The sequence below is a fragment of the Leclercia adecarboxylata genome, assembly GCF_006171285.1.
GTDB classification, from domain to species: Bacteria; Pseudomonadota; Gammaproteobacteria; order Enterobacterales; family Enterobacteriaceae; genus Enterobacter; species Enterobacter barmai.
Map to the genome: position 1 here is coordinate 1,171,626 of NZ_CP040889.1, position 26,109 is coordinate 1,197,734.

Genomic DNA, 26,109 nt, shown 5'->3' on the forward strand with positions numbered 1-26,109 from the left:
GATCATTTCACGATGGTTTTGACGCCATCGGCGGTGCCAATCAGCGCGACATCCGCGCCACGGTTGGCAAATAACCCTACGGTTACCACGCCCGGCAGGCCATTGATGGCGTTTTCCAGCGCGACGGCGTCGAGGATCTCCAGACCGTGCACGTCCAGGATCACGTTCCCGTTGTCCGTCACCACGCCCTGACGGTATTCCGGGCGTCCGCCCAGCTTGACCAGCTCACGGGCAACCGCGCTACGCGCCATCGGGATCACTTCAACCGGCAGCGGGAATTTGCCGAGGATATCCACCTGCTTGGAGGCATCGGCGATACAGATAAACTTGTCCGCGACAGAGGCGATGATCTTCTCGCGCGTCAGCGCCGCGCCGCCGCCTTTGATCATCTGCATATGGCCGTTGATCTCATCCGCGCCGTCCACGTAAATCCCCAGACGGTCCACTTCGTTCAGATCGAAAACGGTAATGCCCAGGCTTTTCAGCTTTTCCGTGGATGCATCGGAGCTGGAAACTGCGCCCTCAATCTGGCCTTTCATCGTGCCCAGCGCATCAATAAAGTGTGCTGCCGTTGACCCGGTGCCCACGCCGACAATGGTACCCGGCTGTACATACTGGAGAGCGGCCCATCCTACTGCTTTTTTCAGTTCATCCTGCGTCATGATCTCTTGCCCGTGGTGATTTTGCGTGACGCGCATTATAGAGCATTCACCTGCGCCATGTGATCTGCGAGGTCACCAATTTCGTCTGTATCAAACATAAATTTATGTCATAGTGCGAAGTATTGAATTATTTGGGAGTCAGCCAGAGCAATGAAACGTCCGGACTACAGAACATTACAGGCGCTTGATGCCGTTATACGTGAACGCGGATTCGAACGCGCAGCACAGAAGCTGTGTATTACCCAGTCCGCCGTTTCGCAACGAATCAAACAGCTTGAGAACATGTTCGGGCAGCCGCTGCTGGTTCGTACCGTGCCGCCGCGTCCTACCGAACAGGGACAAAAGCTGCTGGCGCTGCTGCGTCAGGTTGAGCTGCTGGAAGATGAGTGGCTGGGCGACGAACAGACCGGCTCCACGCCGCTGCTGCTGTCGCTGGCGGTCAACGCCGACAGTCTGGCAACCTGGCTCCTCCCTGCCCTCGCCCCGGTGCTGGCCGATTCGCCTATTCGCCTGAACTTACAGGTTGAAGACGAAACCCGTACCCAGGAGCGTCTGCGTCGTGGTGAAGTGGTGGGTGCCGTCAGTATCCAGCCCCAGGCGCTGCCAAGCTGCCTGGTGGATCAGCTGGGGGCATTGGACTACCTGTTTGTCGGCTCTAAAGCCTTTGCTGAGCGCTACTTCCCGAACGGCGTTACCCGCGCGGCCCTGCTCAAAGCCCCTGCCGTGGCGTTTGACCATCTTGATGATATGCATCAGGCGTTTTTACAGCAGAACTTCGACCTGCCGCCCGGCAGCGTTCCCTGCCATATTGTTAACTCCTCCGAAGCCTTTGTGCAGCTGGCACGTCAGGGCACGACCTGCTGCATGATCCCGCATCTGCAGATTGAAAGAGAGCTGCAGAGCGGTGAGCTGATCGACCTGACGCCAGGCCTGCACCAGCGCCGCATGCTCTACTGGCACCGCTTCGCGCCGGAAAGCCGCATGATGCGCAACGTGACCGATGCGCTGCTGGCCCACGGTCATAAGGTTCTGCGTCAGGACTAATAAAAAAGCCGGGTCGCGTAAACGCTGACCCGGCCTTGTCGCTGTATATCAAAACAATACTTACGGTGCTTTAGTCGCCGTATCCTGCTGCTGATTTTGCTGAACCGGCTGGTTCTGCTGAGTCTGCTGCTGACCCTGAGCGGGCTCAAGCTGGAACACCACATCAACCTGATCGTCGAACTGAATCGTAGGTTGCTCGTAGGTATCCTGGGCAGAGACCGGCGCCGCTTCCGCTTTCATCATGCGCACCATCGGGCTCGGCTGGTAGTTAGAGACGTGGTAACGCACGCTGTAAACCGGGCCCAGCTTGCTGTTAAAGCCAGCGGCCAGCTGCTGTGCCTGACGAACGGCATCATCAATCGCCGCTTTACGCGCTTCATCTTTATACTTCTCAGGTTGCGCAACACCCAGTGACACCGAACGGATCTCATTCAGGCCCGCTTTCAGGGCACCGTCCAGCAGGGAGTTAAGTTTATCCAGCTGACGCACCGTAACTTCTACGGTACGTACCGCGCGGTAACCTTTCAGGATGCTTTTGCCATCCTTATAGTCGTAATCCGGTTGGGTACGCAGATTGGCGGAGTTGATATCTTTTTTACCGACGGCGTTCTGCTCCAGGAAAGAGAGATATTGCGCAACGCGGTCGTCTGCCTGTTTCTTGGCGGTGGCCGCATCTTTTGCCGCCACGTTAACTTCAATGGCTAAAGTCGCGATATCCGGTGCCGCATCCACGCTTGCGGTGCCGGAGGTCACAATGTGCGGGCTGTCAGGCAGCTCGCTGGCCTGTACAGATGCTGTGCCAAAACCCATTAATGCCGCCAGGGCGATTGCATTCAACTTCACTTTTATTCCTCCATGTTGCGAAGAGTGCCCATGTAACAGGGCGCATGCCAGCAAGCTTAGCGGCTGCTGGTCGAATGTCCATAAGACAACGCTTAGTAGAATAGTTCACTAATGTGATGAATCCCTTCTTTCGCCAGCTGGAAAGCAATAAACCACATCACCAACCCGACCAGACCATTAATAATGCGCTGGGCTTTGGCGGTGCGCAGGCGGGGTGCCAGCCATGCGGCGAGCAGCGCCAGGCCAAAGAACCACAGGAAAGAGGCGCTCACGGTGCCCAGCGCGAACCAGCGCCTCGGCTCAGCGTCCAGCTGCCCTCCCAGGCTCCCCAGCACCACGAACGTATCCAGATAAACGTGCGGATTAAGCCAGGTCACCGCCAGCATGGTGATAATAATTTTCCAGCGCCCCTGCTTCATTACTTCGGCGCTTGCCAGCTCGATATTGCTGCCCATCGCCGTTTTCAACGCGCCAAAGCCATACCAGAGCAAAAAGGCTACGCCACCCCAGGTGACCAGCGCCAGCAGCCACGGGGACTGCATCAGCAACGCGCTGCCGCCGAAAATCCCGGCGCATATCAGCAGCATATCGCTCACCGCGCAGAGCAGCGCGATCATGATGTGATACTGACGGCGAATGCCCTGATTCATGACGAAGGCGTTTTGCGGGCCAAGGGGCAGGATCATCGCTGCACCAATCATAAGCCCTTGAATATAAAAAGAGAACATGGAATTTAATCTCAGAAGTGTGTCTTGAGGGCTGACTATACTGCGGGAGAATAATAAGAGGAAATGGATAATATTAATTGGCAATAAGAGAAGCTAATTAAACCCGGCACGCATTGCGCGTACCGGGTCAGGCAGAAAGGTTATTCCGCCGGTTCTTTCACACGCTTGAAGTTCACGTCCATCTGCGGATACGGGAAGCTGATGCCGTTGGCGTCAAAGTCACGCTTGATGCGCTCCAGCACATCCCAGTAAACGCTCTGCAAATCGCTGCTGTTGCTCCAGATACGCACCACGAAGTTAATGGATGATGCGCCAAGCTCGTTCAGACGCACGGTCATTTCGCGATCTTTCAGAATGCGGTCATCAGACTCGATAATGTTGGTGAGCAGCTGCTTCACTTTGTCGATATCAGAGTCGTACGCCACGCCAATAATGAACTCGTTACGACGCACCGGTTCACGGGAGAAGTTGATGATATTGTTGGCGATGATTTTACCGTTCGGGATCACCACGATACGACCGTCAACGGTGCGCATGGTGGTCGAGAAGATCTGCACCTGCAGCACGGTACCGGCCACGCCGCCCAGATCCACATATTCGCCCGAACGGAACGGACGGAAGGTGACTAACAGCACCCCGGCGGCCAGGTTCGACAGCGAGCCCTGCAAGGCCAGACCAATAGCCAGACCGGCGGCACCCAGCACGGCGATCACCGACGCGGTCTGGACCCCTACGCGCCCAAGCGCCGCGATCAGCGTAAAGGCGATAATACCGTAGCGCACCAGCGCCGAGAGAAAGTCTGCTACCGTGGCATCAATATGACGCGCCCTCATCACGCGGTTAACCGCATTAGAGATGATGCGCGCTACAATCATACCGATGACAATAATGGCGATGGCCGCCACAATGTTTACCGCGTAACTCAACAGCAACGCCTGGTTACGCACCAGCCAGGAGCCCGCGTTATTGATGCTATCTACAACACCGAGATCTTCCATTCAATATTCCTTATCTAAGCCAGACCATAAAAAATGCATCCCCCGTCGAGGCAGGCAGGTTAGTAAAGGGTAAACAAAAGCGGGGGTTTTGCCAAACAGATCACAAAAACAGGCAAGATAGCCAGTTGAAAAGACATAAAAAAAGCCCGCGATTAACGCGGGCTTCTGATGCTGTCAGCAGCGCAAATTACAGAACGTCAACCGCGTTCAGCTCTTTGAAAGCCTGCTCCAGACGCGTCACCATAGAGGTCTGGGCTGCGCGCAGCCATACGCGTGGATCGTAGTATTTCTTGTTCGGCTGGTCTTCGCCTTTCGGGTTGCCCAGCTGGCCCTGCAGGTAAGCTTCGTTAGTTTTGTAGTACTGCAGGATACCGTCCCAGGTCGCCCATTGGGTGTCGGTATCGATGTTCATCTTGATTACGCCGTAGCTTACGGAGTCTTTGATTTCCTGAGCAGAAGAACCGGAACCGCCGTGGAAGACGAAGTTCAGGCTGTTGTGCGGCAGGTTGTGTTTCTTGGAAACGTACTCCTGAGAATCACGCAGGATGGTTGGCGTCAGAACCACGTTACCTGGTTTGTACACGCCGTGTACGTTACCGAAGGAGGCAGCGATGGTGAAACGTGGGCTGATTTTGCTCAGCTCGGTGTAAGCGTAATCAACGTCTTCTGGCTGAGTGTACAGAGCAGAAGCGTCCATGTGGCTGTTGTCCACGCCGTCTTCTTCGCCACCGGTGCAACCCAGTTCGATTTCCAGAGTCATGTCCATTTTGGCCATGCGCGCCAGGTATTTGGAGCAGATTTCGATGTTCTCTTCCAGAGACTCTTCAGACAGGTCGATCATGTGAGAAGAGAACAGTGGCTTACCGGTTGCAGCGAAGTGTTTTTCGCCCGCGTCCAGCAGACCGTCGATCCATGGCAGCAGTTTCTTCGCGCAGTGGTCAGTGTGCAGGATAACCGGAACACCGTAGTGCTCAGCCATCTGGTGAACGTGATGTGCGCCAGAGATTGCGCCCAGGATTGCTGCGCCCTGAGGAACGTCAGTTTTAACGCCTTTACCTGCGATGAACGCAGCGCCACCGTTGGAGAACTGAACGATTACCGGAGCTTTAACTTTCGCTGCGGCTTCCAGTACGGCGTTGATAGAGTCGGTACCGACGCAGTTAACAGCTGGCAGAGCAAAGTTGTTTTCTTTAGCTACCTGGAACACCTTCTGAACGTCATCACCAGTGATCACGCCAGGTTTTACGAAATCAAAAATTTTAGACATGTTGCGAGTCCTGTATCTTCGGCCTTGGAAAGGGGCGAGCTCTTAAAAGCGCGCTGAAAATTGGGCAGGTTTCCCTGCCCTAAAATGGCTTACTTCTTAGCGCGCTCTTCGAGCATGGCTACTGCTGGCAGAACTTTGCCTTCCACGAATTCGAGGAATGCGCCGCCGCCAGTGGAGATGTAGGAGATCTTGTCGGAAATACCGAACAGATCGATTGCTGCCAGGGTATCACCGCCGCCAGCAATGGAGAATGCTTCACTGTCTGCAATCGCGTTAGCTACGATTTCAGTACCTTTACGGAAGTTCGGGAATTCGAACACGCCAACCGGACCGTTCCACAGAATGGTTTTTGCATTCTTAAGGATTTCAGCCAGCTTCTCTGCAGAGGCGTCGCCCAGGTCCAGAATCTGCTCTTCATTTTTGATGTCAGAAACAGATTTCAGCTCTGCGGTTGCGGTTTCAGAGAACTCGGTCGCTACGCGAACGTCAGTTGGAACCGGGATGTCACAGGTAGTCAGCAGGCGTTTAGCTTCGCCAACCAGGTCTGCTTCGTACAGGGATTTACCGACGTTGTGGCCCTGGGCTGCAACGAAGGTGTTGGCGATACCGCCGCCCACAATCAGCTGGTCAGCGATTTTGGACAGAGAGTCCAGAACGGTCAGTTTGGTAGACACTTTAGAACCACCAACGATAGCAACCATCGGACGAGCAGGTTCTTTCAGTGCTTTACCCAGTGCTTCCAGTTCGTCTGCCAGCAGTGGACCTGCACAAGCAACGTCAGCAAATTTGCCGATACCGTGAGTGGAAGCCTGCGCGCGGTGAGCAGTACCGAAAGCGTCCATGACGAATACGTCGCACAGCGCAGCGTATTTTTTGGACAGGGTTTCGTCGTCTTTCTTCTCGCCTTTGTTGAAGCGAACGTTTTCCAGAACAACCAGTTCACCTTCAGCAACTTCAACGCCGTCCAGGTAGTCTTTAACCAGACGTACCGGGCTGGACAGTTTGTCTTTCAGGTAATTAACAACCGGCAGCAGAGAGAACTCTTCGTTGTACTCGCCTTCAGTCGGACGACCCAGGTGGGAGGTTACCATCACTTTCGCACCCTGCTTCAGTGCCAGTTCGATGGTTGGCAGAGAAGCACGGATACGCGCGTCGCTGGTCACTTTACCATCTTTAACCGGTACGTTCAGATCCGCACGGATGAAAACGCGTTTACCTGCCAGATCCAGATCGGTCATCTTAATTACAGACATGGTGAATCCTCTCGTTGATTCTTAAAGTTTTGCAGACGCAATACGCGTCTTACCTGAAACCTTGAGCGGCCATAGCTAACGTGGTGTCGAGCATCCTGTTAGCAAAGCCCCATTCATTATCACACCAGACCAGCGTTTTGATCAGATGCGCTCCACTTACGCGCGTTTGCGTGCCATCAACAATGGCGCTATGCGGATCGTGGTTAAAATCTACTGAGACCAACGGTAATTCCGTATAGTCAACTATACCATGAAATGCTTGCTGTGCCGCTTTTTGCAGCAACAGGTTGACCTCACAGGCTTTTACCGGTTTTTTCACGGTTACGCTGAGGTCGATTGCCGTCACGTTGATGGTGGGAACACGCACGGCGATGGCTTCAAAACGGTCTTCAAACTGGGGGAAAATTCGGGTAATACCGGCCGCCAGTTTGGTGTCCACCGGGATAATCGACTGACTCGCCGCGCGAGTGCGTCGCAGATCCGGGTGGTAAGCGTCAATGACCTGCTGATCGTGCATGGCGGAGTGGATGGTGGTAACCGTACCCGACTCAATGCCGTAGGCATCGTCCAGCAGTTTGATGACCGGAATAATACAGTTGGTGGTGCAGGAGGCATTGGAGACGATACGGTGTTCCGCGCGCAACTCATGATGGTTGACGCCGTAAACCACCGTGGCATCGAGGTCGTTACTGCCAGGGTGTGAAAAGAGCACTTTCTTCGCGCCGGCCGCCAGATGGGCTTCGCCGTGTTCGCGATTGCCGTAGACGCCGGTACAATCGAGGACCACATCAACGCCCAGTTCACGCCAGGGTAATGCGTCGATCGTCCGCTCATGAAGCAGACGAATCACGTCATCACCGACAAGCAGCTGCTCTCTCTCCTGACGAACGTCCCAGGCAAAGCGCCCATGGCTGGTGTCATATTTCAACAAATGCGCCATGCCTGCGGCATCCGCCAGTTCGTTGATGGCCACCACGGTAATTTCCGCCCGGCGTCCGGATTCATATAAAGCACGAACCACGTTACGTCCGATGCGACCGAAACCATTAATCGCTACGCGTACGGTCATAAGTCTCCTGCAAAGCTTTCCCTGACTTGAGGTGGCTGACAGAGTAATGCAGCAACGCTCTGAGGGGAATCCTTGCCTGTCACAAACTCCAACTGATTGGTCATTTGTCGAACATTTAGTCGACTGAAACGCTTCAGCCAGAATAAGCGAAACACGGAATAAAGGAAATGACTGTCCAGACCAATAAGCCAGCTATATGACTTGCGTCACATTTCTCATGGAATAATTAACGGTCTGGTTACAGGCTGGAGGAATAGTACATACAAAAAAGCCGGGTAATTCGCTTGCGATTACCCGGCCTGGTTTTCGTGCCATTTGTAAGCCCGGTAAGCGTAGCGCCACCGGGCAAAACAGCGATTACAGCAGTTCTTTCGCTTTCGCGACCACGTTCTCAACGGTGAAGCCGAACTCTTCGAACAGCTGCTCAGCCGGAGCAGACTCACCGAAGGTGGTCATACCGACGATAGCGCCGTTCAGGCCCACGTATTTGAACCAGTAGTCAGCGATACCCGCTTCGATTGCCACGCGGGCAGAAACGGCTTTCGGCAGCACGGATTCACGGTAAGCCGCGTCCTGCTTGTCGAAGGCATCGGTAGACGGCATGGACACCACGCGCGCTTTCACGCCTTCGCCTGCCAGCTGATCCCAGGCTGCAACGGCCAGTTCAACTTCAGAACCGGTGGCGATGAAGATCACCTGCGGCTGACCGTCGCAGTCTTTCAGTACGTAACCACCGCGGGCGATGTTCGCCAGCTGTGCTTCAGTACGATCCTGCTGAGCCAGGTTCTGACGGGAGAGGATCAGCGCGGTCGGGCCGTCCTGACGCTCAACGCCATATTTCCACGCTACCGCGGACTCAACCTGGTCACATGGACGCCATGTGGACATGTTCGGGGTCACACGCAGAGAGGCAACCTGCTCAACCGGCTGGTGAGTCGGGCCATCTTCGCCCAGACCGATGGAGTCGTGGGTGTAGACCATCACCTGACGCTGTTTCATCAGCGCAGCCATACGCACCGCATTACGGGCATATTCCACGAACATCAGGAAGGTGGAGGTGTACGGCAGGAAACCACCGTGCAGGGAGATACCGTTGGCGATCGCGGTCATACCGAACTCACGCACGCCGTAATGGATGTAGTTACCGGCAGTATCTTCGTTGATCGCTTTAGAGCCGGACCAGATAGTCAGGTTAGAAGGCGCAAGGTCAGCGGAGCCGCCGAGGAACTCTGGCAGCCACGGACCGAAGGCTTCGATGGCATTCTGGGACGCTTTACGGCTGGCGATTTTGGACGGGTTAGCCTGCAGCTTAGCGATGAACTCGTTCGCTTTCGCGTCGAAGTCTGCCGGCATGTCACCTTTCATACGACGGGTAAATTCTGCCGCTTCCTGTGGGAAGGCTTTTGCGTAGGCAGCGAATTTCTCGTTCCAGGCCGCTTCTTTTGCCTGACCGGCTTCTTTTGCATCCCACTGGGCATAGATGTCAGACGGGATTTCAAACGCAGGGTGTTTCCAGCCAAGCGCTTCGCGGGTCAGCGCGATCTCAGCATCACCCAGCGGTGCGCCGTGGGAGTCATGCGTACCGGCTTTGTTCGGAGAACCGAAACCGATGATGGTTTTGCACATCAGCAGGGACGGTTTGTCGGTGACTGCGCGCGCTTCTTCTACCGCACGTTTAATCGCTTCAGCATCGTGGCCGTCAACGCCACGCACCACGTGCCAGCCGTAGGCTTCGAAACGTGCTGCGGTATCGTCGGTGAACCAGCCTTCAACGTGGCCGTCGATGGAGATGCCGTTGTCGTCGTAGAACGCAACCAGTTTGCCCAGCTTCAGGGTACCTGCCAGGGAGCACACTTCGTGAGAGATGCCTTCCATCATGCAGCCGTCACCCAGGAACGCGTAGGTGAAGTGGTCAACAATGTCGTGGCCCGGACGGTTGAACTGCGCCGCCAGCGTCTTCTCGGCGATCGCCATACCTACGGCGTTAGCAATACCCTGGCCCAGCGGACCGGTCGTGGTTTCAACACCTGCGGTGTAGCCCACTTCCGGGTGACCCGGGGTTTTGGAGTGCAGCTGACGGAAGTTTTTCAGCTCGTCGATTGGCAGGTCGTAGCCGGTGAGGTGCAGCAGGCTGTAGATCAGCATGGAGCCGTGACCGTTAGAGAGAACGAAACGGTCGCGGTCAGCCCAGGCAGGGTTCTGCGGGTTGTGGTTCAGGAAATCACGCCACAGCACTTCGGCAATGTCAGCCATACCCATCGGGGCACCCGGGTGACCGGATTTAGCTTTTTGTACAGCATCCATGCTCAGCGCACGAATAGCATTGGCAAGCTCTTTACGTGAGGACATTTTGACTCCAGATCGGATGTTGAAGGCCATACCCGTTTCGGCTTGACGACAGCGCGTTTTGGGCTACGCCAGAAAAAAGTGCCAACAATGTAACCCAAGCGACAAAGCATGTACATGGACCATTCTTTTGCCGCTTAAGAAATCTCCGGAACACGATCGCACGTTGCGCAATCTTCTCGCCCGGCTGGGTTTAAATTCCTTATAATTACTCCTGCACCCTTCTCCGGGGCGGCAAAACTTTCAGAATTTATCAATGTTAACGAGTACGGAAGCAACATAATGAAAATGCGTGCAATAGTGCTGGCTCTGGGAACGACGCTCCTGCTTAGCGGGTGTCAAAATATGAATTCTGGCGGCCTGTTGAGCTCCGGAGCAGAGGCTTTTCAGGCCTACTCCCTGACCGACGCCCAGGTGAAAACGTTAAGCGATGAGGCCTGTAAGGAGATGGACGGCAAAGCGACCATCGCGCCTGCTGACAGCACCTACGCTCAGCGTCTGAATAAGATTGCTTCGGCCCTCGGCGACAACATTAATGGCCAGCCGGTGAACTACAAGGTGTACATGGCTAAAGACGTCAACGCCTTTGCCATGGCCAACGGCTGTATCCGCGTCTACAGTGGGCTGATGGATATGATGAACGACAACGAAGTCGAAGCGGTTATCGGCCACGAAATGGGTCACGTTGCCCTCGGCCACGTGAAGAAAGGGATGCAGGTCGCGCTCGGCACTAACGCCGTACGCGTGGCGGCAGCCTCTGCCGGCGGCATTGTCGGAAGCCTCTCCCAGTCGCAGCTTGGCGATCTCGGTGAAAAACTGGTTAACTCCCAGTTCTCCCAGCGTCAGGAGTCTGAGGCCGATGACTACTCATACGATCTGTTGCGCAAACGTGGCATTAACCCGTCAGGTTTAGCCACCAGCTTCGAAAAGCTGGCTCAACAGGAAGCGGGCCGTCAAAGCTCCATGTTTGACGACCACCCTGCCTCTGCAGAGCGTGCGCAGCATATTCGCGATCGCATGTCCGCAGACGGCCTCAAGTAACATCGATACACAGGCCGGGCAATCTGTCCCGGCCTCTGTCTTTATTACTCGCCTTTCTTCGCCGCCTGGATGTAGAGCATTTCCAGCGCCAGGGTCGCTGCGGCCAGGGCAGTGATCTCGGACTGGTCATAGGCAGGCGCCACTTCCACAACGTCCATGCCGACGATATTCAGATCCTTCAGGCCGCGCACCAGTTTGATGGCGCGGTCAGAGGTCAGGCCGCCGATCACCGGGGTACCAGTACCCGGGGCAAAGGCCGGATCCAGGCAGTCGATGTCGAAGGTCAGGTAGACCGGCATATCGCCGACGATCTGTTTCACCTGGGCCAGAATATCGTCCACGCCGCGATCGTTCACCTGACCGGCGTCCAGCACTGTGAAGCCGTTGTCTTTATCGAACTCGGTACGAATACCAATCTGCACGGAGTGGTTCGGATCGATCAGGCCTTCGTTCGGCGCGGTGTAGAACATGGTGCCGTGGTCGAATTCGCAGCCGTTCGCGTAAGTGTCGGTATGGGCATCGAAATGCACCAGCGCCATCTTGCCGAAGTGCTTCGCATGGGCGCGCAACAGGGGCAGGGTCACGAAATGGTCACCACCGAAAGAGAGCATGCGCTTGCCGGCTGCCAGCAGTTTTTCTGCGTGGGCCTGCAGTTTTTCACTCATTTCACGCGCGTCACCGAAGGCATATACCAGGTCGCCGCAGTCAACCACGTTCAGGCGCTCACGCATGTCGAAGTTCCACGGGAAGCGGTTGTGCTCCCAGGCCAGGTTGGTGGAGACCTGACGGATCGCCGCCGGGCCATGACGGCCACCGGCACGGCCGGACGTCGCCATATCAAATGGCACCCCGGTGATCACCCAGTCCGCGTCGCTGTCGTACGGCTGGAAGTTCATCGGAAGGCGTAAAAAACCAAAAGCGTTAGATACCAGAGAATTATCGTACTGATGCCCTAAAGTGCTCATGTCCTGACCTCTTTATAACGTCGGTGCATTAAAAATAGATGAAAAAAAATCCCCTCCGCGTCGTTAAACCCGACGAGGAAGGGATTGATTCGAATAGTGCCTGTTGCGGCGGATTATCGCCGCTATTTCATACGGGTTCAAGTGAGTATAGCAAACGCAATTCCGGCGAAATTTTATCGCCGGATGGCGGCTTCGCCTTATCCGGCCTACGTGTCGCGGCTTTGTAGGCCCGGTAAGCGCAGCGCCACCGGGCACAGGCGTTACTCGTCTTCCAGTACTGGCTACTCGTCTTCGAGTACTGCCTAAAGCGGCCAGTACTGAACTCTCGCACTCAAGAGTTGGCAAGTAACCTAAAATATCAATAAGTTATAATCATCAGCAGACTTGCATAGCTAGTTTGTTGTACATGATTTCTACATGATTTTACCATACATAGCCTGAAGCACTCATCGCGTGGATGGAAATATTCAGTACTGAACCAGTACTGACAACGTGACGGGCATCGTATCGCTTCTGAAGAGTATGCTGTGTTCAATCTAGGCAGTAACTTCAGGTGTCTTTACAGGGGAATGAAACAGGGTTCAGTACTGCATTATGAAGAGCACTGAGCATGACGCAGAATGGAAGAACGCGGGGGCAAAGGATGCAGTACTGTGACTGTTGTTAGGGGCATTGTAGAAATGATCCAACGGTTTTACCATTAGTTAAGTATTCATTATGGGCCGTTGGATCATTTTGATAGTACTGAACAGTAGTTTCACTGCCCTAACTGCAATCCCTTCAGCAGAATATCCAGCAGCAAACTCTGTATCCGGTTTGCTGCATCAGGTCGTGATAGATAATCCAGTGACATTCCGTTCTGCGTATCCATGCGTTCGATAACAGCAGCATCAACCGCTTTCGGGAAGTCACCCAGCATAATAGCATCACGGGAATTGTTACGAACCTGTTCCATTAGGGGGGCGTTTTCGGCAATTTTGCTCGCCATACCCTGAAGCCAGTCCAGCTTGTCACCGTCGGTCACTTCTGTACCGAACAGATCGTTGAGCTGTTCCAGAATATGCGAGAGGAAGTCTTTTTTTTCCTCACGGGCTTTAGCACTACCCACTGCTGATATGCCCTGTAAGCCATAGCCCTGAGCGTCTTCTTTGAGTTTCAGGTCCTGGGTTCGCTTTGCCCTGAGGCTGTAATGGCTCAGCATCACCGCAGACAGATCGATTTGGTCTTCTTCCAGTACTTCCTGTCGAAGCATCGGTAGCAGGTGACGGGCGAAGACACAGAGGCGTTCCAGATCCTGGTCATCAAATGACGTGATCTGAGACACAAACTCGTAGAAGCGGATGTAACTGTTCAGGTCCTTCTTGAACAAATCGATTTCCGCTCTGGCTTCTGCTGCTTCGGTTACGCGTCGTTCAGCGTTCACCTTGTCAGTTTTTGAACCACCGTCCAGCTCAATTACTTTCAGCATTTTACGCGATTCGCGTATTGCTTCAGTGGCGAGCTTATAGCGTTTACTAAACCGATCCACGGCGGGTTTAATGTATCCGGGTAAGGACTCCCCACCACGTTTAGGGTCGAAGTACGCATCACTGAATGATTCGACCTCACTCCAGGTGAAAATGCCAGTTCCTTTGAGCTTGTGAAAAAGGTCATAAACCAGATTTGGGTCAGAAACAGTTTCGAGTTTCGCCGTCTCGAAGTACTTCTGAAACTCTTCAAGTACATCCTGAGGGTCATTTACAAAATCCAGGACATAAGTACTGTCCTTACCCGGATATGTGCGGTTCAATCGGGAAAGAGTCTGAATGCAGTCAACACCAGTGAGTTTCTTATCGACATACATGGCACAGAGTTTCGGCTGGTCAAATCCCGTCTGGAATTTGTTTGCCACTAGCATCACCTGATAGTCCTGGGTATCAAATGCTTTTCGCATATCGCGTCCATGCAAATCAGGGTTCATGTTTCGTTCATTGAATGTCTGGTCTTCTTCCTCTACATCACCTGAGAAAGCCACCATCGCCTGAATTGCCCCGTATCCCTGTTCTTTTACGTACTTGTCGAAAGCCAGTTTGTACCGGACAGCTTCAAGGCGGCTGCTGGTGACAATCATTGCTTTTGCCTGGCCTGCCAGCAGATTCATGATATTGGAGCGGAAATGCTCAACGATGATTGCGACTTTCTGTCCGATATTATGCGGATGTAGGCGTACCCACTTAGACAAACGGGTACGGGCTTTTTTAGAATCCACCTCGCTGTCAGTTTCGGTCTGCATGGCGAGCTTATAGGCGAGTGAATAGTTGGTGTAGTTCTTCAGCACATCGAGAATGAAGCCTTCCTCAATAGCCTGCCGCATGGAATACACGTGAAAAGGTTTGGGTTTATTCTCGGGGCCAAGCGGCATATTGGGCTTATCAGGACGACCAAACAGTTCGAGTGTTTTACCTTTAGGTGTAGCCGTGAAAGCAAAATAGCTGATGTTCTTACTGCCACCACGGGCCGCCAGCGTCAGATTCATCATATCTTCTGCTGACATTTCCTCCTCGACCTGCTCAGCCATCAGTACTTCGCGTAGCTGTCTTGCAGTACTGCCACTTTGACTGGAATGTGCTTCATCAGCGATAACGGCAAAGCGTGAGCTTTTGAGCGTAGTGGATTCCTGTATGGCTTTCAGTACATGCGGGAAGGTTTGAATAGTAACGATGATGATCGGAGTACCTTTTGCCAGAGCTTCAGTGAGCTGCGAGGACTTGCTGCCATCCCCTTCATCACGGTTAATGCGGCTCACTACACCTGATGCATGGTCAAACTGGCCGATTGTCTCCTGGAGCTGGCTATCCAGTACTGTACGGTCCGTCACCACGATAACCGAATCAAACAGCTTCTCACCGCCCTGACTGAGTGATGCGAGCTGGTGCGTCAGCCAGGCAATGGAGTTTGATTTGCCTGAGCCTGCTGAATGCTGGATAAGGTATTTCTGCCCTGGCCCTTCGAGTTGAACAGTACTGAGTAGCTTCTGCACCACTGCCCACTGATGGTAGCGAGGGAAAATCATCGTCTCTTTCTTTTTCTGCCGTCCCAGTGGGTCTTCTTCGATCTTCACTTCCAGATGCAGATAACGGGCCAGGACTCGCAGGAAGTTATCCGGTTGCAGGATCTCTTTCCACAGGTACTCGGTGCCATATCCCACTTCTGGCTGGTCATTGCCTGCTCCTCCTTCTGAAGTTCCTTTGTTGAAAGGGAGGAAGAAGGTAGATTCACCTGCGAGCTTAGTGGTCATTGCCACTTCGAACTGGTTAACCGCGAAGTGAACCAGTGCTCCTCTGCGGAAACTGAGTAAAGGTTCTGCTTTACCCAACGTCTTCAGCTGGCGATCAAAACGGTACTGTTTTTTGGCATTTTCCAGAGATTGCTTGAAGCAAGATTTTAGCTCCAGTGTTGCCACCGGAAGCCCATTGAGAAATAACGTCAAATCGATACGCCCGTCATAACCATGTGGGCTGTAAATCAGTTCAGGCACTACACGCAATCGGTTTGTCTGGTAACGTGTCAGTAGTTCAGGATTAAGGTCATTGTCTGGTTTAAAGCTCGCGACTTTCAGACGATGACCGCGATCCTCGATTTGATTACGCAGCAGCCACAGTGTACCGCCTTCGGAACGGGCTAGCTGACGTACTGCAGCATCCAACAGGTGACGTTCAGGATTTTCACTGTACGTTTTGCAGTACTTTATCCACCCATCAGGCTGACTCTGCTGAACATACGCAATCAGGTCTTCCGGGTAGAGGGCCCGTTCTTTGTCATAGTGAGCAGAATCACCAACTAACCATCCAGTACTGGCAAGTTCTGCAACAATGTGATCCTGAAAGGCTCGTTCGCGGGCTTTGTTATCCATTTGAGGCCTCTTCGGTCGGTGCGGTCCAGCCTCTCAGATCAATCTTGCCTGTTACAGCTGCGGAAATCAGAGCTGTACGGCGTTCTTGAAGTAACCATGTAAATTTAAAAGCCTTGTCCTCAGCGACACTATATTGAGATAGTTTTTGGTTAATTTGTGCACATATCAATTTTTGCTCTAATAACGGAGGAATAGGTAGTTTTAGCTCTTTAATATGATCCTGTCCGATATTAGGGTCTTTGCGTGTTCCTTCGGCCCCAACCATCCAATATGGACGGTAGAAACCTGCGAATAAATTCAGAAACTCAGGTATGACTGAATCTGTTGGGAGAATGGCACAAACAGCTTGGTTTGTTGTTGAAGGGACACTTAATAGAGCGTGTTTTCCAATACTCCCAGCACCACCATACATTGCAATGAGTACTGTACCTGGTGGTAATAGTGAACATGCGGTATCTGCAAGTGCCTGTTCAGTAATTTTGACAGGAATATCACTCAATATGTCATTATTAAGGTCAGTTGTTCTTACCCATGGATAAACACCATCTGCGTAATATTTTTCTTGCTCTCCAGTATTGGGTGTTGAACCACTTGTTGTCGTTGCAATCCATTTTAATTTCACGAATGCCCAATGCTCTGGTACTTCCCCTAACCACTCGACGCCGGAATCTTTCATCACAGCATCAGGGTTCAGACCTTTGGTGACAGCGTGGGAAATCACCGCCTGCCGCTTCTCTTTGAGTAGTTCGATCAGTCGCTGCTGTTTGGCAATCAGCTTGTCGATACGGGTAGTTTCATAGTCGAGGAAGACGGCTATGGTGCGTTGTTCATTCTGTGAAGGTATGGGTAAGAGTATATTCTTCATCTCACCGTAATTAGTGCTCCATAAGTCCGCAACAATACCCTTCCCCCATCGGTAAAACTCCTCCTGGAAAGGATAACTTCGCAACAGATGATGGACGAACTGTGGATGTATGTCTTTTGGCTTCATAACAATACTAATCAGTGAAACAGAACCGTCTCTCTCGGAAAGTCCTGATGAGCCTTTTCTATCCGAACGGCTATTGATGACAAAATCACCTGACCTCACCAATTTGCGATTATCACCGGCATCAGTTTTAGCTGCAGTATCAAGTTGGGGGACAATTCCATGTTTTGTAACCGAAAGAGGTTCAAAATCCTTGTCACTCACTTTTTCTCTACGTTCAAACAGAAACTGTCCCAGCCGTTTTACTTGCCAGGTGAGTGGGACATTTCCAATCCATTGAGTATCTGAATCCTTATACTCAGGATACTGCTGGTATTTCCCCAGTACTGGCACTTGTTCCATAGTACTCACGAATGCACCTCCGCCAGCAGTTGCATGATGTCACGGGCTACTGCATCAAGGTCAGCATCGATAGCAGCCAGGTCACGCGGTGGCTGGTACTGATAGAAGTGGCGGTTAAAGGGAATTTCATAGCCGACAATCCCCACCTGACCGTCCAGTGGGTCGGTCTTACTGGTATCAATCCACGCATCCGGTACATGTGGCAGTACTTCACGTTTGAAGTACTCGTGAATATCCTCGCCCAACGGCACGTTTTCGTTATCACGTAGGTCCGCGTTCGCTTCCGGTTCGCCTTTGGTCCTGCATACCTCAGCTTCATCATCCTGCTCAGCCAGATGATTCACTAGTACCTTGAATACCGGAGCAGGTAACTTCACATCGCCTAAGGCTCTGGTGAATTGCTTTTTGAACTTATCACGCGACAGTAATTTTTCATCAGTAAAGCTCGCCAGAGCTGCCAGGATAGCTTCCTGTAAAGTGCCATCCAGTTTCACCCAGGCTTTGTCGGCTTGCAGGTTTGCCAGTCGTTCCGTGTCATGTGGATAAAACGCCAGTTTCAGTGGACGATCTACTGTAATACGGCGATAACCAAAGGCAGTATTCCGGAAGATTTTAGCAATCGGGCTTTCTTCATAGCGGCTGTACAGACTGACAATTTCTTTCAGTACTTCATCGCTCAGGTACTTACGCTTACTGCCCAAGGACTTACGCATCGGGGAGTGCATGTCGCTGGCGTTAATCAGCAGTACTTTGCCTTTCCGCTCTGTGGGCTTGTGATTCGACAGTACCCAGACATAGGTGGCAATGCCCGTGTTGTAGAACATGTCTGTCGGTAGTGCGACAAGTGCATCCAGCAGATCATTTTCCAAAATGTAACGGCGGATCTCACTCTCACCACTCCCTGCACCACCGGTAAACAGTGGTGAACCATTAAGTATGATGCCAATACGGGAGCCAGCACTGTCAGTACTGGGCTGCTGCATCTTCGAAATGAGGTGCATCAGGAACAGCAGTGAGCCATCAGACACACGCGGCAGGCCTGGACCAAAACGACCATTGAATCCCTGCTGGTCAGCTTCGGCACGTACCTGTTTCTCAACTTTTTTCCAGTCTACACCGAAAGGGGGATTCGACAGGCAGTAATCGAAGCGGTTGAATCGTAGCTGGTCATCGGAAAGGGTATTGCCAAGTTTGATGTTGCTGATGTCCTGACCTTTGATCAGCATGTCGGCTTTACAGATAGCGTAGGACTCCGGGTTCAACTCCTGGCCGAAGGTGGCAAGGCGAGCTGCCGGGTTCAGTTCATGCAGGTATTCCATACCGCAGGAAAGGAAGCCACCAGTTCCCGCAGTCGGGTCATAGATAGAACGAACGACACCAGGTTTAGCCAGAGCATCATCATCACCAGAGAACACCAGGGAAGTCGTCAAACGCACAATATCACGAGGGGTGAAGTGTTCCCCTGCGGTTTCGTTCGAACTTTCTGCAAAGCGGCGGATCAGCTCTTCAAACACCAGACCCATGTGGTAGTTATCGACAGCTTCAGGCGATAGGTCAACCGTTGCAAAGGAACGAGATACTTTATAAAGCAGGTCTGCATCTTCCAGCAGGGTAATGCTGGCCTCGAAGTTAAAGTGTTCGAACACCTCACGGGCATCCTTCGAGAAAGCCCGCACATAGGCATCCAGGTTATCACCGACATGGTTCTCACCCAGTTTGCCTAACTCCAGCGGAGACGTGTTATAGAACGCCTGACCTGATGCGTTGAGCAGTAATTTATCCCTGGCAAGATCCGGTAATGCCTTTGTACTTTCTACAGTTGCCAGTACCTGAGCTTTAGTGGGAGCCAGTACGGACTCAAGACGCCGTAGTACAGTGAAGGGCAGGATAATGCGTCCGTACTGGGATTGTTTGAAATCGCCACGTAGCAGGTCAGCAACGGACCAGATCAAGCTGGCTAATGAAGAGATATTGGTTGTCATCAGGAAAATCCGGGGATTAGAAATAATTGCCTGAGAGGATACTGCTCAGGCTCCTGACGGACAAGAGATTATACCCACCTTGTATTGACCTCAGCAGGGTTTCAGTACTGCAACATTACATCAATTATGTCTTTAGGTAGGAGTCGGTGATTTTCCTCTCGTTCCGCATATTAACTAAATGATGTTGCGATAAAGTATACTAATTCGCAACATCAGAAATCACCCCGCCAGTCTGCATTAAGTGTTGCGAAATGCCTTGCTTTTTCATCGCAACACGCCATAATAAATCGCAACACACAAATCGATACAAAACTCTTCTCTAGGAATTACATGGCACACATAGCTTACATTCGTGTTTCATCAGTTCAGCAATCCACAGAGCGACAACTGGTTGATACAGGCATAGTTTTCGATAAAATCTTTACAGAGAAGGCGAGTGCTAAGGATACCTCTCGTGAAGCTTTCACTATGATGATGGAGTACATACGCGAGGGGGACACCTTGCATGTACATGATATCTCCCGGATGTGCCGTTCTACTTCTGACCTGCTGAGTACGGTTGAAACACTGACAAAACGCGGAGTGACTATTCAATTTCATAAAGAAGGGATCAAAACGGGTGACAGCTCGCCTACGGGCAATCTTGTTCTAACGCTATTGGCTGGTATTGCTCAAATGGAAAGAGAGCAGCTTTTGCTGCGTCAACGCGAGGGATATGAGGCAGCAAAAGCTGCTGGGCGTATTGCCGGACGTGGAAATGGAAGAGGTGTCGACCGTACTGGAATTTATGCTGCACTTGCTCGTGGTGAATCGGTAAGATCAATCGCGAGTGCGTTCGAAGTTAGCACCAATACAATCAGCCGGATCAAGAAAGAAATGGCAGGGGTATACAGCATTACAGCAAAGTGACAGTACTGTTCTGTGCGGGGCTGTAATGTTATGGGGCAGGATGGATAGGATTTGTCGTCTTCCCCGCCCCAGTACTACCAAACATCAACAAACTACTATTACAGTACTAATGCGAGAGCAGCATTTTATAAGCAGGCTGGCAGTATTGTAACAGCCGTACCATTCACTCTACCTCAACACTAACCCCCCCACGCTGATACCGTAAAATGAAACGGAAAACTTTATCGCAAACCACGTTCGAGGTTGTTTCAAAGAACCAGCTGATATCTGTTTTTACATGATCTACCCGGTCGCATTCATATCCTGAATGTCGAATCATTGCCTGAACCTGCTCAGCTTCCGCTTGTGAGGCCCTTACATCAGTAGCAAGAACAGAGAATGAGGTTAAAAATAAACATAACACGATGATTTTAAACATTAAAAAGCATCCGTTCTCAATGAGTTAAGTACCCAGTAGATTGTCGTCTGATAAACTTATATAGATAAAAGCGATCGAAATCAATAAATCGATCGATTAAACTGATTAATATTGTTATTAGTAGCCTTCGATACAAGGACGACATACGTGAGACGTTTACGGGATGACTAGCGTGGCAAAGGCATTGACAGTACCTTTCTTAATAACTCTGTAAGGGGCTGTAATGACAGTTTTTAGATGACCAGATGGATCTGGTCATACAGATGACCCTATACGTTTCGCCCACGTGAAATGCACCATCATGGAAAACAAAAGGTGGGTTTCAAAAAGCGAAAATTAACTCCCTTATAGATATATAAGGCACTTAATTTTCGCATTACTTAAAACATGATTCTGAGCTATTTCTGAAAAAACAAACACAGAATATTATTCAGATCGCGTAAGCGGGCTGAATAATATTCTGTGTTCGGCATCAGGTTTGAGCGAATGCGATAACCTGATTCTAGATGTGTCTATAATGATTTTGAGGCACAATCTCGCTTGGCGAGTTCGGCCTGTTCTTCGAAAACTCGCTTCGCTTCGTTTTCTGTGAACTGATCTTTTTTATTAGTAGCAGTTAATTAAGTGCTTTTAACTTATATTCGCTTCGCTCATTGCGTTTCTTGAGTACTGACGCCCTTTCACTTGCTCGCTTTGCTCACTGCGTCCGGTTGCATGCTCGTGTTCAACTCGCCAACAGTACTGTAAAGGGTTTTGTTATTCATCCTCACTCCTAAGCTACACGATTCAGGTTATTACCATGAAGGTGCATTTCACATGCAACAGCACTGCCAATTCTCTTCAAACTCCCATACTCAACTCATAATACACCTATAAAAAAACGCAAAAAGGCCGCGTTTAGCGGCCTTTTTTTGCACGTATTTTCTCTAGGAAATACTTCTCTCGCGTTGTCAATTTACGTGTTTCACCTGACATTTTGTGTTCTTTGCAGATCCATGCTGTAACACGATCTGAATTGTCTCCATTGTTCTTGCTCAGATACTTTCGAAACTTCGTGCTCAGCTCAGCCTCATCAGGAGTCATAATCGCACTGCCAGCGGGACGGCCTTTGGCTTTACCACTGCTTTTGCTTATCCCTATATTTTTGAACTCAATATCGGTACTGTACAGGCTTAAACTCTCAGCCTGCTTCTTATCAAAAACATACAAAATCATCTTCTCAGTACTATTCTTATCACGCAGCACACCACGGAACATAAACTGTACGATAGCTTCGATTTCACGCCAGTAAGTAATTTCCGTTCTGCTGATACCGAACTGTTGTTGCACCATACCGACCTCTTGAGGTGATGGTTTTAGGCTAGAACACCATACAGCCTGGCGTATATGCTTATAGTCATTTATGCCTCGACTAGTAGTACTGATACGTTGTCCAGGTAAAGAGAAACCACCATCGACAATTATGTCATTAGCTGCCCAAAAGTAATCGTCTTGGATGTTATTCAGGCAATACTTCCTAAACTTCTCAATGTCGTCTTTCCCTTGAGGTGATTGTGCATATGTACTGGTTAATTCACGTTCAGATACATATACAATTTTTAGACGGTTATCAATCACTGGTGCCATAGAACTGAAATCAAACCCTGTATAGGGCTCGAAAAGTTCAGGAGAACATTTATATAACAAGCTATTCGTAAAGTTGTTGGCGAAAAATACTATATCAAGTTCTCTGTACCGTGCCAAATCGTTATATCCCAGTATCTGTAGTTGTACCATTTTTGGTTTTTTACTTTTGTCCTGTTCTTGTCCTATGAACTGCTCAATACTATTCTCTGGGTTCAAAAATGACTTATGAATTATTATATGATCGCAGTGCTTCAAACCCGCCAAATCCCGCTTGAGGAGTGTATCAAGCCTATCATCAGTATCGATACAAGCGTCAAGATTTAGCTTCACTTCAATATTGTTCGAATTGGTATTCTGAACTCCCAGTACTGGCACTGGACATATCGAGTTCATCGCTACATTCCAGTTGCTGCCAGTTTTAACGAGGATCATCATCGATACCCAACACGTAGTGACATCATCAATCAAACATTTATGATTTTTATATATAGTCGGGTTGAGGCGGAAAAACATCTTGTCGGTAATTCCAATGACTACATTGCTCTTTATCGCATCAATTATTCGTTGTTCAAGAGACTCAGAGTACTGAAGATCATCAGAGCTCGTGATTATTTTAGCTGGGTGAATATCTTTCAAGGTTTGATGTAGTAACTTTTTTGTTTCCTGTACTACGATGAGACATTTTCCACCTTGACTATATTCACAAATATGATTCTGAATCAAATCACGCATATGTGTAGTTTTACCAGAACCTGGAGGTGCATCGACAAATGGTATTTTCATACTTTACTCCCTTATGTGTATTGGTTCTTTTCTTCCGGTAAGAACCTGGATTATTGATTTAACAGAAATATTAGCTTTATGAAGTGAATGATGGCACTTCGTTAGTAATTATTATTTTCAGTGAGAGTTGGTATTACTATCACGCACATTAGCAAGATAGTGGTATTGATAGTGATTCCTCTTTTAAAGGAATTTTCGCACAAGTTTGTGTAAGGCAATTAATGTGGTTTTGAGGTCATTAATTTGGGCTAATAAATTAGCCCATGATTTGTTTGTGATTAATGAGGTACTGCATTGCGGCTGAACGATTTTGTGCAATGCCATCAGAAATCATTCTATCCAGTACAGCAAGTTGCCTTTCGTTAAGCCGCAAACTGAGCTGCTCTTTCTTTTTTTCTTTCATTTATTCCTCGCGATGAAAACTAACCTCTTTAGCCAGAGGGTTATCTAATAATAATTATGGACTTACAATGAAGGTTGTTACTACTTTGATTTACTGATGATTGTACCATCATAGAGTCTTTTCATTTCACTGAATTGTCATTATATTTACACTACTTGCATGATTGATCCAGCAGGGGACACTCACATGATAATTATATTCATAGCTATTCTGCTATGATTATCCACGGCATAATATATTCTAGAAGTACAAAATACTGGTAGATCACCAGTACTGTACTTTGAGAATACTGCATATGAGTTCAGATTAGTTTTTATTGTTTTCGTCATCATCTCTTTTTTTGAGAGCTTGCGTGCATGCTTCTGAGTCACGGTTTATATCAATCCCGAAGCGAGGACCATCTCTCTCAACAAGATACCCTGAAGTTTTCATGCGTTGAAGAGCATCCTCTACTACATTTTGTATTTTTTTCATATATTGACCTCTGATGTTAGCAACTTTAATGCAGAGAATATAATTTCACACTGCTTTCCTTTATTTATATGTTCGCCATGCAATATCGCTATCTGCTGTTAAGTACTTAATGGTTTAGCTATAAGATTCGACAGGAAAGAACAAACACGTGAATCTCAAACGTTGAAACCTTATCGCACTGCCAGAATGTCATTCAGGCTCGATTCGTTGTACAGCATTTGTAAGTTCAAGATTTTGGGAAAGCGGGTGGTACTGTATCAGTACTATCCCTCGACCAAAGCAGCCTGAGAGCTTTCGAACGATGACTTTATTGTAACATCACTTCCCAGATCATCCCGTTTTAGTCCTACCCCCGCGAAACCCTGCTTGAAGCTTGGCGATACGATGTCCCTTACGCTGTCAGTACTGATAGTAGGTATTGTAACACTGCCAAGCAGTTCATCCCGTCTCATGCCCCTGCTTTAACCTGCTGCATCCTCATCGATACTATGCCCGTCACGTTGTCAGTACTGGTTCAGTACTGAATATTTCCATCCACGCGATGAGTGCTTCAGGCTATGTATGGTAAAATCATGTAGAAATCATGTACAACAAACTAGCTATGCAAGTCTGCTGATGATTATAACTTATTGATATTTTAGGTTACTTGCCAACTCTTGAGTGCGAGAGTTCAGTACTGGCCGCTTTAGGCAGTACTCGAAGACGAGTAGCCAGTACTGGAAGATGAATAACCAGTACTGAAAGGTTGGAGGTCATTGTGGCTTCCAGCCTTTTATTTCAATGTGTTATATAGTTTTCGGCGTCTTCATAGTGAATCGAGGATTCTCTATGATCATGTTGCTGCTTGTTTTCGCAGAAAAAAAAGTAGCATCAGGTAAGGTCTATGGCCTCTTTCATCAAAAGAATAGGTTCCTTCCCTCTGTATATCTTATCAGTCACAGTATTACTGCTATGCCCGAGAATACTGAACCGAACATGATCGGGTAAATTTGGAAGGTCACGCAGCCGATCACTCATGCCATATCTATAATCATGGGGGCTGTGTTGTTCGTTCAACGAGTTGAATAACTTCGATACGGCATTAGATGCAGGATTGTGCATTTTCCATGGAAATGTCGGTTTTTTCTCCATAATACCTAAAGCCATCAATTCATGATGAACTGGAATTGTACGGAAACTGCTCGTATTTTTAACCCGTTTACCATTTCTGTCGTTCACACTGATACAGTCAATGAACTGCCCTTGATCAGCGATAATAATATAGTCCTCCTTGGTCAATTGAATGACCTCAGAGAGTCGCATTCCTGTGTAATACAGTATCTGAAGTAGCCACCACAAAGAAGATTCATGCTCAATCTTCATTAATGCTTCCTGATGTAATTTTAAGGGCACAGGGTACTTCGTACGCAGGTTTTTGGGCTTCCTATACCCCATTCCCCCAAATGGATTTTTGGGTAAATAATCTCGTTTATCTGTCGCAAAATTGAACAATGCAGTGACTTTCTTGAACATGGATTGTCGGGACATCTCAGATGGGTATTTTGTTGCCAGAGCCTTTTTGAACTTTGTCACCGTCACTTTGTTTACAGACTCAATGACCTTATCACCGTACCAACTGATGAAGAAATCAGCAGCAGCTTTATTACCTTTAAACGTCAATGGACGCCAATCACCAGACATATCCTCATACCACTCCTCAGCAACTGCACTGATCTTATGGCCTTGTTGCCTGAGAACTGAAGGTTGTGGAGATATAGACCCCGTATCACTACGTCCCCAAGGAATGAGATGTGCAGCTTGTACATGAACTTCATGTTCTATATAGCGATCTCGCTCAGCGATCAAATACTCCCTGATGTCCTGGATTTTTAAACTTTCGCGTTTCAGTCGGTAGTAAGTACTGAGCAGTACTTTTGAGCGTATAGAGGCAGTATGGAAATCTTTGGTTCGAAGATCGAAGCGTATCAGCTTACTTTGGTGGGATTTCTGCCAAACGTAATAGCCACGATTATTACATGAAAAATACATGATCATAGAGAATCCTCGATTCACTATGAAGACGCCGAAAACTATATA

The 26,109-nt window shown here is 49.7% G+C and carries 20 protein-coding genes; 3 read left to right on the forward strand and 17 right to left on the reverse strand.

The genetic code is table 11. The features are described from left to right. Window positions 1–2: 2 nt before the first annotated feature. On the reverse strand, window positions 3–662 hold the full coding sequence (gene rpiA, locus FHN83_RS07340) for a ribose-5-phosphate isomerase RpiA (protein WP_039030111.1): 660 nt from the start codon (window positions 660–662) through the stop codon (window positions 3–5). 150 nt (window positions 663–812) lie between these two features. Here rpiA and argP point away from each other — a divergent pair, with 150 nt between their 5' ends. Next, on the forward strand, window positions 813–1,706 hold the full coding sequence (gene argP / locus FHN83_RS07345; RefSeq protein ID WP_039029817.1) for a DNA-binding transcriptional regulator ArgP: 894 nt from the start codon (window positions 813–815) through the stop codon (window positions 1,704–1,706). 60 nt (window positions 1,707–1,766) lie between these two features. Here the strand turns inward: argP and FHN83_RS07350 are convergent, their stop codons facing one another. The 7 genes from FHN83_RS07350 to tkt all read right to left on the reverse strand — a co-directional run bounded on the left by FHN83_RS07350 (window position 1,767) and on the right by tkt (window position 10,213). Continuing rightward, entirely contained in the window at window positions 1,767–2,516 is a 750-nt protein-coding gene (locus FHN83_RS07350) for an oxidative stress defense protein (RefSeq protein ID WP_419146414.1), read from the reverse strand. A gap of 125 nt (window positions 2,517–2,641) precedes the next feature. Further along, the gene (gene argO, locus FHN83_RS07355) at window positions 2,642–3,277 is read right to left on the reverse strand and encodes an arginine exporter ArgO (protein WP_139563580.1); all 636 of its coding nucleotides are present in this window, start codon (window positions 3,275–3,277) and stop codon (window positions 2,642–2,644) included. A gap of 140 nt (window positions 3,278–3,417) precedes the next feature. Continuing rightward, entirely contained in the window at window positions 3,418–4,275 is an 858-nt protein-coding gene (locus FHN83_RS07360; protein WP_039029815.1) for a small-conductance mechanosensitive channel MscS, read from the reverse strand. A 187-nt stretch (window positions 4,276–4,462) separates the two neighbouring features. Beyond that, window positions 4,463–5,542: a class II fructose-bisphosphate aldolase gene (gene fbaA / locus FHN83_RS07365; protein WP_039029814.1), complete on the reverse strand. Its 1,080-nt coding sequence runs from the start codon at window positions 5,540–5,542 to the stop codon at window positions 4,463–4,465. 89 nt (window positions 5,543–5,631) lie between these two features. Then, window positions 5,632–6,795 carry a phosphoglycerate kinase gene (pgk, locus tag FHN83_RS07370; RefSeq protein WP_039029813.1) on the reverse strand — a complete coding sequence of 388 codons (1,164 nt, stop codon included), beginning with the start codon at window positions 6,793–6,795 and terminating at the stop codon, window positions 5,632–5,634. A 49-nt stretch (window positions 6,796–6,844) separates the two neighbouring features. Beyond that, window positions 6,845–7,864 (reverse strand): erythrose-4-phosphate dehydrogenase, encoded by a 1,020-nt coding sequence (gene epd / locus FHN83_RS07375; RefSeq protein WP_039029812.1) that lies wholly within the window; start codon window positions 7,862–7,864, stop codon window positions 6,845–6,847. 357 nt (window positions 7,865–8,221) lie between these two features. Further along, the gene (gene tkt, locus FHN83_RS07380) at window positions 8,222–10,213 is read right to left on the reverse strand and encodes a transketolase (protein ID WP_039029811.1); all 1,992 of its coding nucleotides are present in this window, start codon (window positions 10,211–10,213) and stop codon (window positions 8,222–8,224) included. Window positions 10,214–10,492: 279 nt separating this feature from the next. Here tkt and FHN83_RS07385 point away from each other — a divergent pair, with 279 nt between their 5' ends. After that, window positions 10,493–11,251 carry a M48 family metallopeptidase gene (locus FHN83_RS07385; RefSeq protein ID WP_039029810.1) on the forward strand — a complete coding sequence of 253 codons (759 nt, stop codon included), beginning with the start codon at window positions 10,493–10,495 and terminating at the stop codon, window positions 11,249–11,251. Window positions 11,252–11,295: 44 nt separating this feature from the next. On the opposite strand, the gene speB is transcribed toward FHN83_RS07385, so the two are convergent. The 4 genes from speB to FHN83_RS07410 form a co-directional block, all read right to left on the reverse strand. Continuing rightward, complete coding sequence (gene speB, locus FHN83_RS07390) at window positions 11,296–12,216, reverse strand: agmatinase (protein ID WP_006811917.1); 921 nt, start codon at window positions 12,214–12,216, stop codon at window positions 11,296–11,298. 757 nt (window positions 12,217–12,973) lie between these two features. Continuing rightward, on the reverse strand, window positions 12,974–16,108 hold the full coding sequence (locus FHN83_RS07400; RefSeq protein WP_139563581.1) for a type I restriction endonuclease subunit R: 3,135 nt from the start codon (window positions 16,106–16,108) through the stop codon (window positions 12,974–12,976). Beyond that, on the reverse strand, window positions 16,101–17,438 hold the full coding sequence (locus FHN83_RS07405) for a restriction endonuclease subunit S (protein ID WP_139565427.1): 1,338 nt from the start codon (window positions 17,436–17,438) through the stop codon (window positions 16,101–16,103). The genes FHN83_RS07400 and FHN83_RS07405 overlap by 8 nt, the downstream gene beginning before the upstream one ends. 5 nt (window positions 17,439–17,443) lie before the next feature. After that, window positions 17,444–19,423: a type I restriction-modification system subunit M gene (locus FHN83_RS07410; protein ID WP_176556538.1), complete on the reverse strand. Its 1,980-nt coding sequence runs from the start codon at window positions 19,421–19,423 to the stop codon at window positions 17,444–17,446. Window positions 19,424–19,750: 327 nt separating this feature from the next. On the opposite strand from FHN83_RS07410, the gene FHN83_RS07415 reads away from it, so the two are divergent. Continuing rightward, entirely contained in the window at window positions 19,751–20,329 is a 579-nt protein-coding gene (locus FHN83_RS07415) for a recombinase family protein (RefSeq protein ID WP_139563583.1), read from the forward strand. A gap of 163 nt (window positions 20,330–20,492) precedes the next feature. Here FHN83_RS07415 and FHN83_RS07420 read toward each other — a convergent pair whose 3' ends face one another. The 5 genes from FHN83_RS07420 to FHN83_RS07430 all read right to left on the reverse strand — a co-directional run bounded on the left by FHN83_RS07420 (window position 20,493) and on the right by FHN83_RS07430 (window position 26,067). Continuing rightward, entirely contained in the window at window positions 20,493–20,747 is a 255-nt protein-coding gene (locus FHN83_RS07420) for a hypothetical protein (RefSeq protein ID WP_139563584.1), read from the reverse strand. Window positions 20,748–21,644: 897 nt separating this feature from the next. Next, window positions 21,645–23,156: a hypothetical protein gene (locus FHN83_RS07425; protein WP_139563585.1), complete on the reverse strand. Its 1,512-nt coding sequence runs from the start codon at window positions 23,154–23,156 to the stop codon at window positions 21,645–21,647. Window positions 23,157–23,412: 256 nt separating this feature from the next. Then, the gene (locus tag FHN83_RS28185; RefSeq protein ID WP_176556482.1) at window positions 23,413–23,559 is read right to left on the reverse strand and encodes a hypothetical protein; all 147 of its coding nucleotides are present in this window, start codon (window positions 23,557–23,559) and stop codon (window positions 23,413–23,415) included. A gap of 306 nt (window positions 23,560–23,865) precedes the next feature. After that, window positions 23,866–24,033, reverse strand: a complete 168-nt coding sequence (locus FHN83_RS28190) for a hypothetical protein (RefSeq protein WP_176556483.1) — start codon at window positions 24,031–24,033, stop codon at window positions 23,866–23,868. An 870-nt stretch (window positions 24,034–24,903) separates the two neighbouring features. Next, the gene (locus FHN83_RS07430; RefSeq protein WP_176556484.1) at window positions 24,904–26,067 is read right to left on the reverse strand and encodes a hypothetical protein; all 1,164 of its coding nucleotides are present in this window, start codon (window positions 26,065–26,067) and stop codon (window positions 24,904–24,906) included. Between the last annotated feature and the right edge of the window lie 42 nt (window positions 26,068–26,109).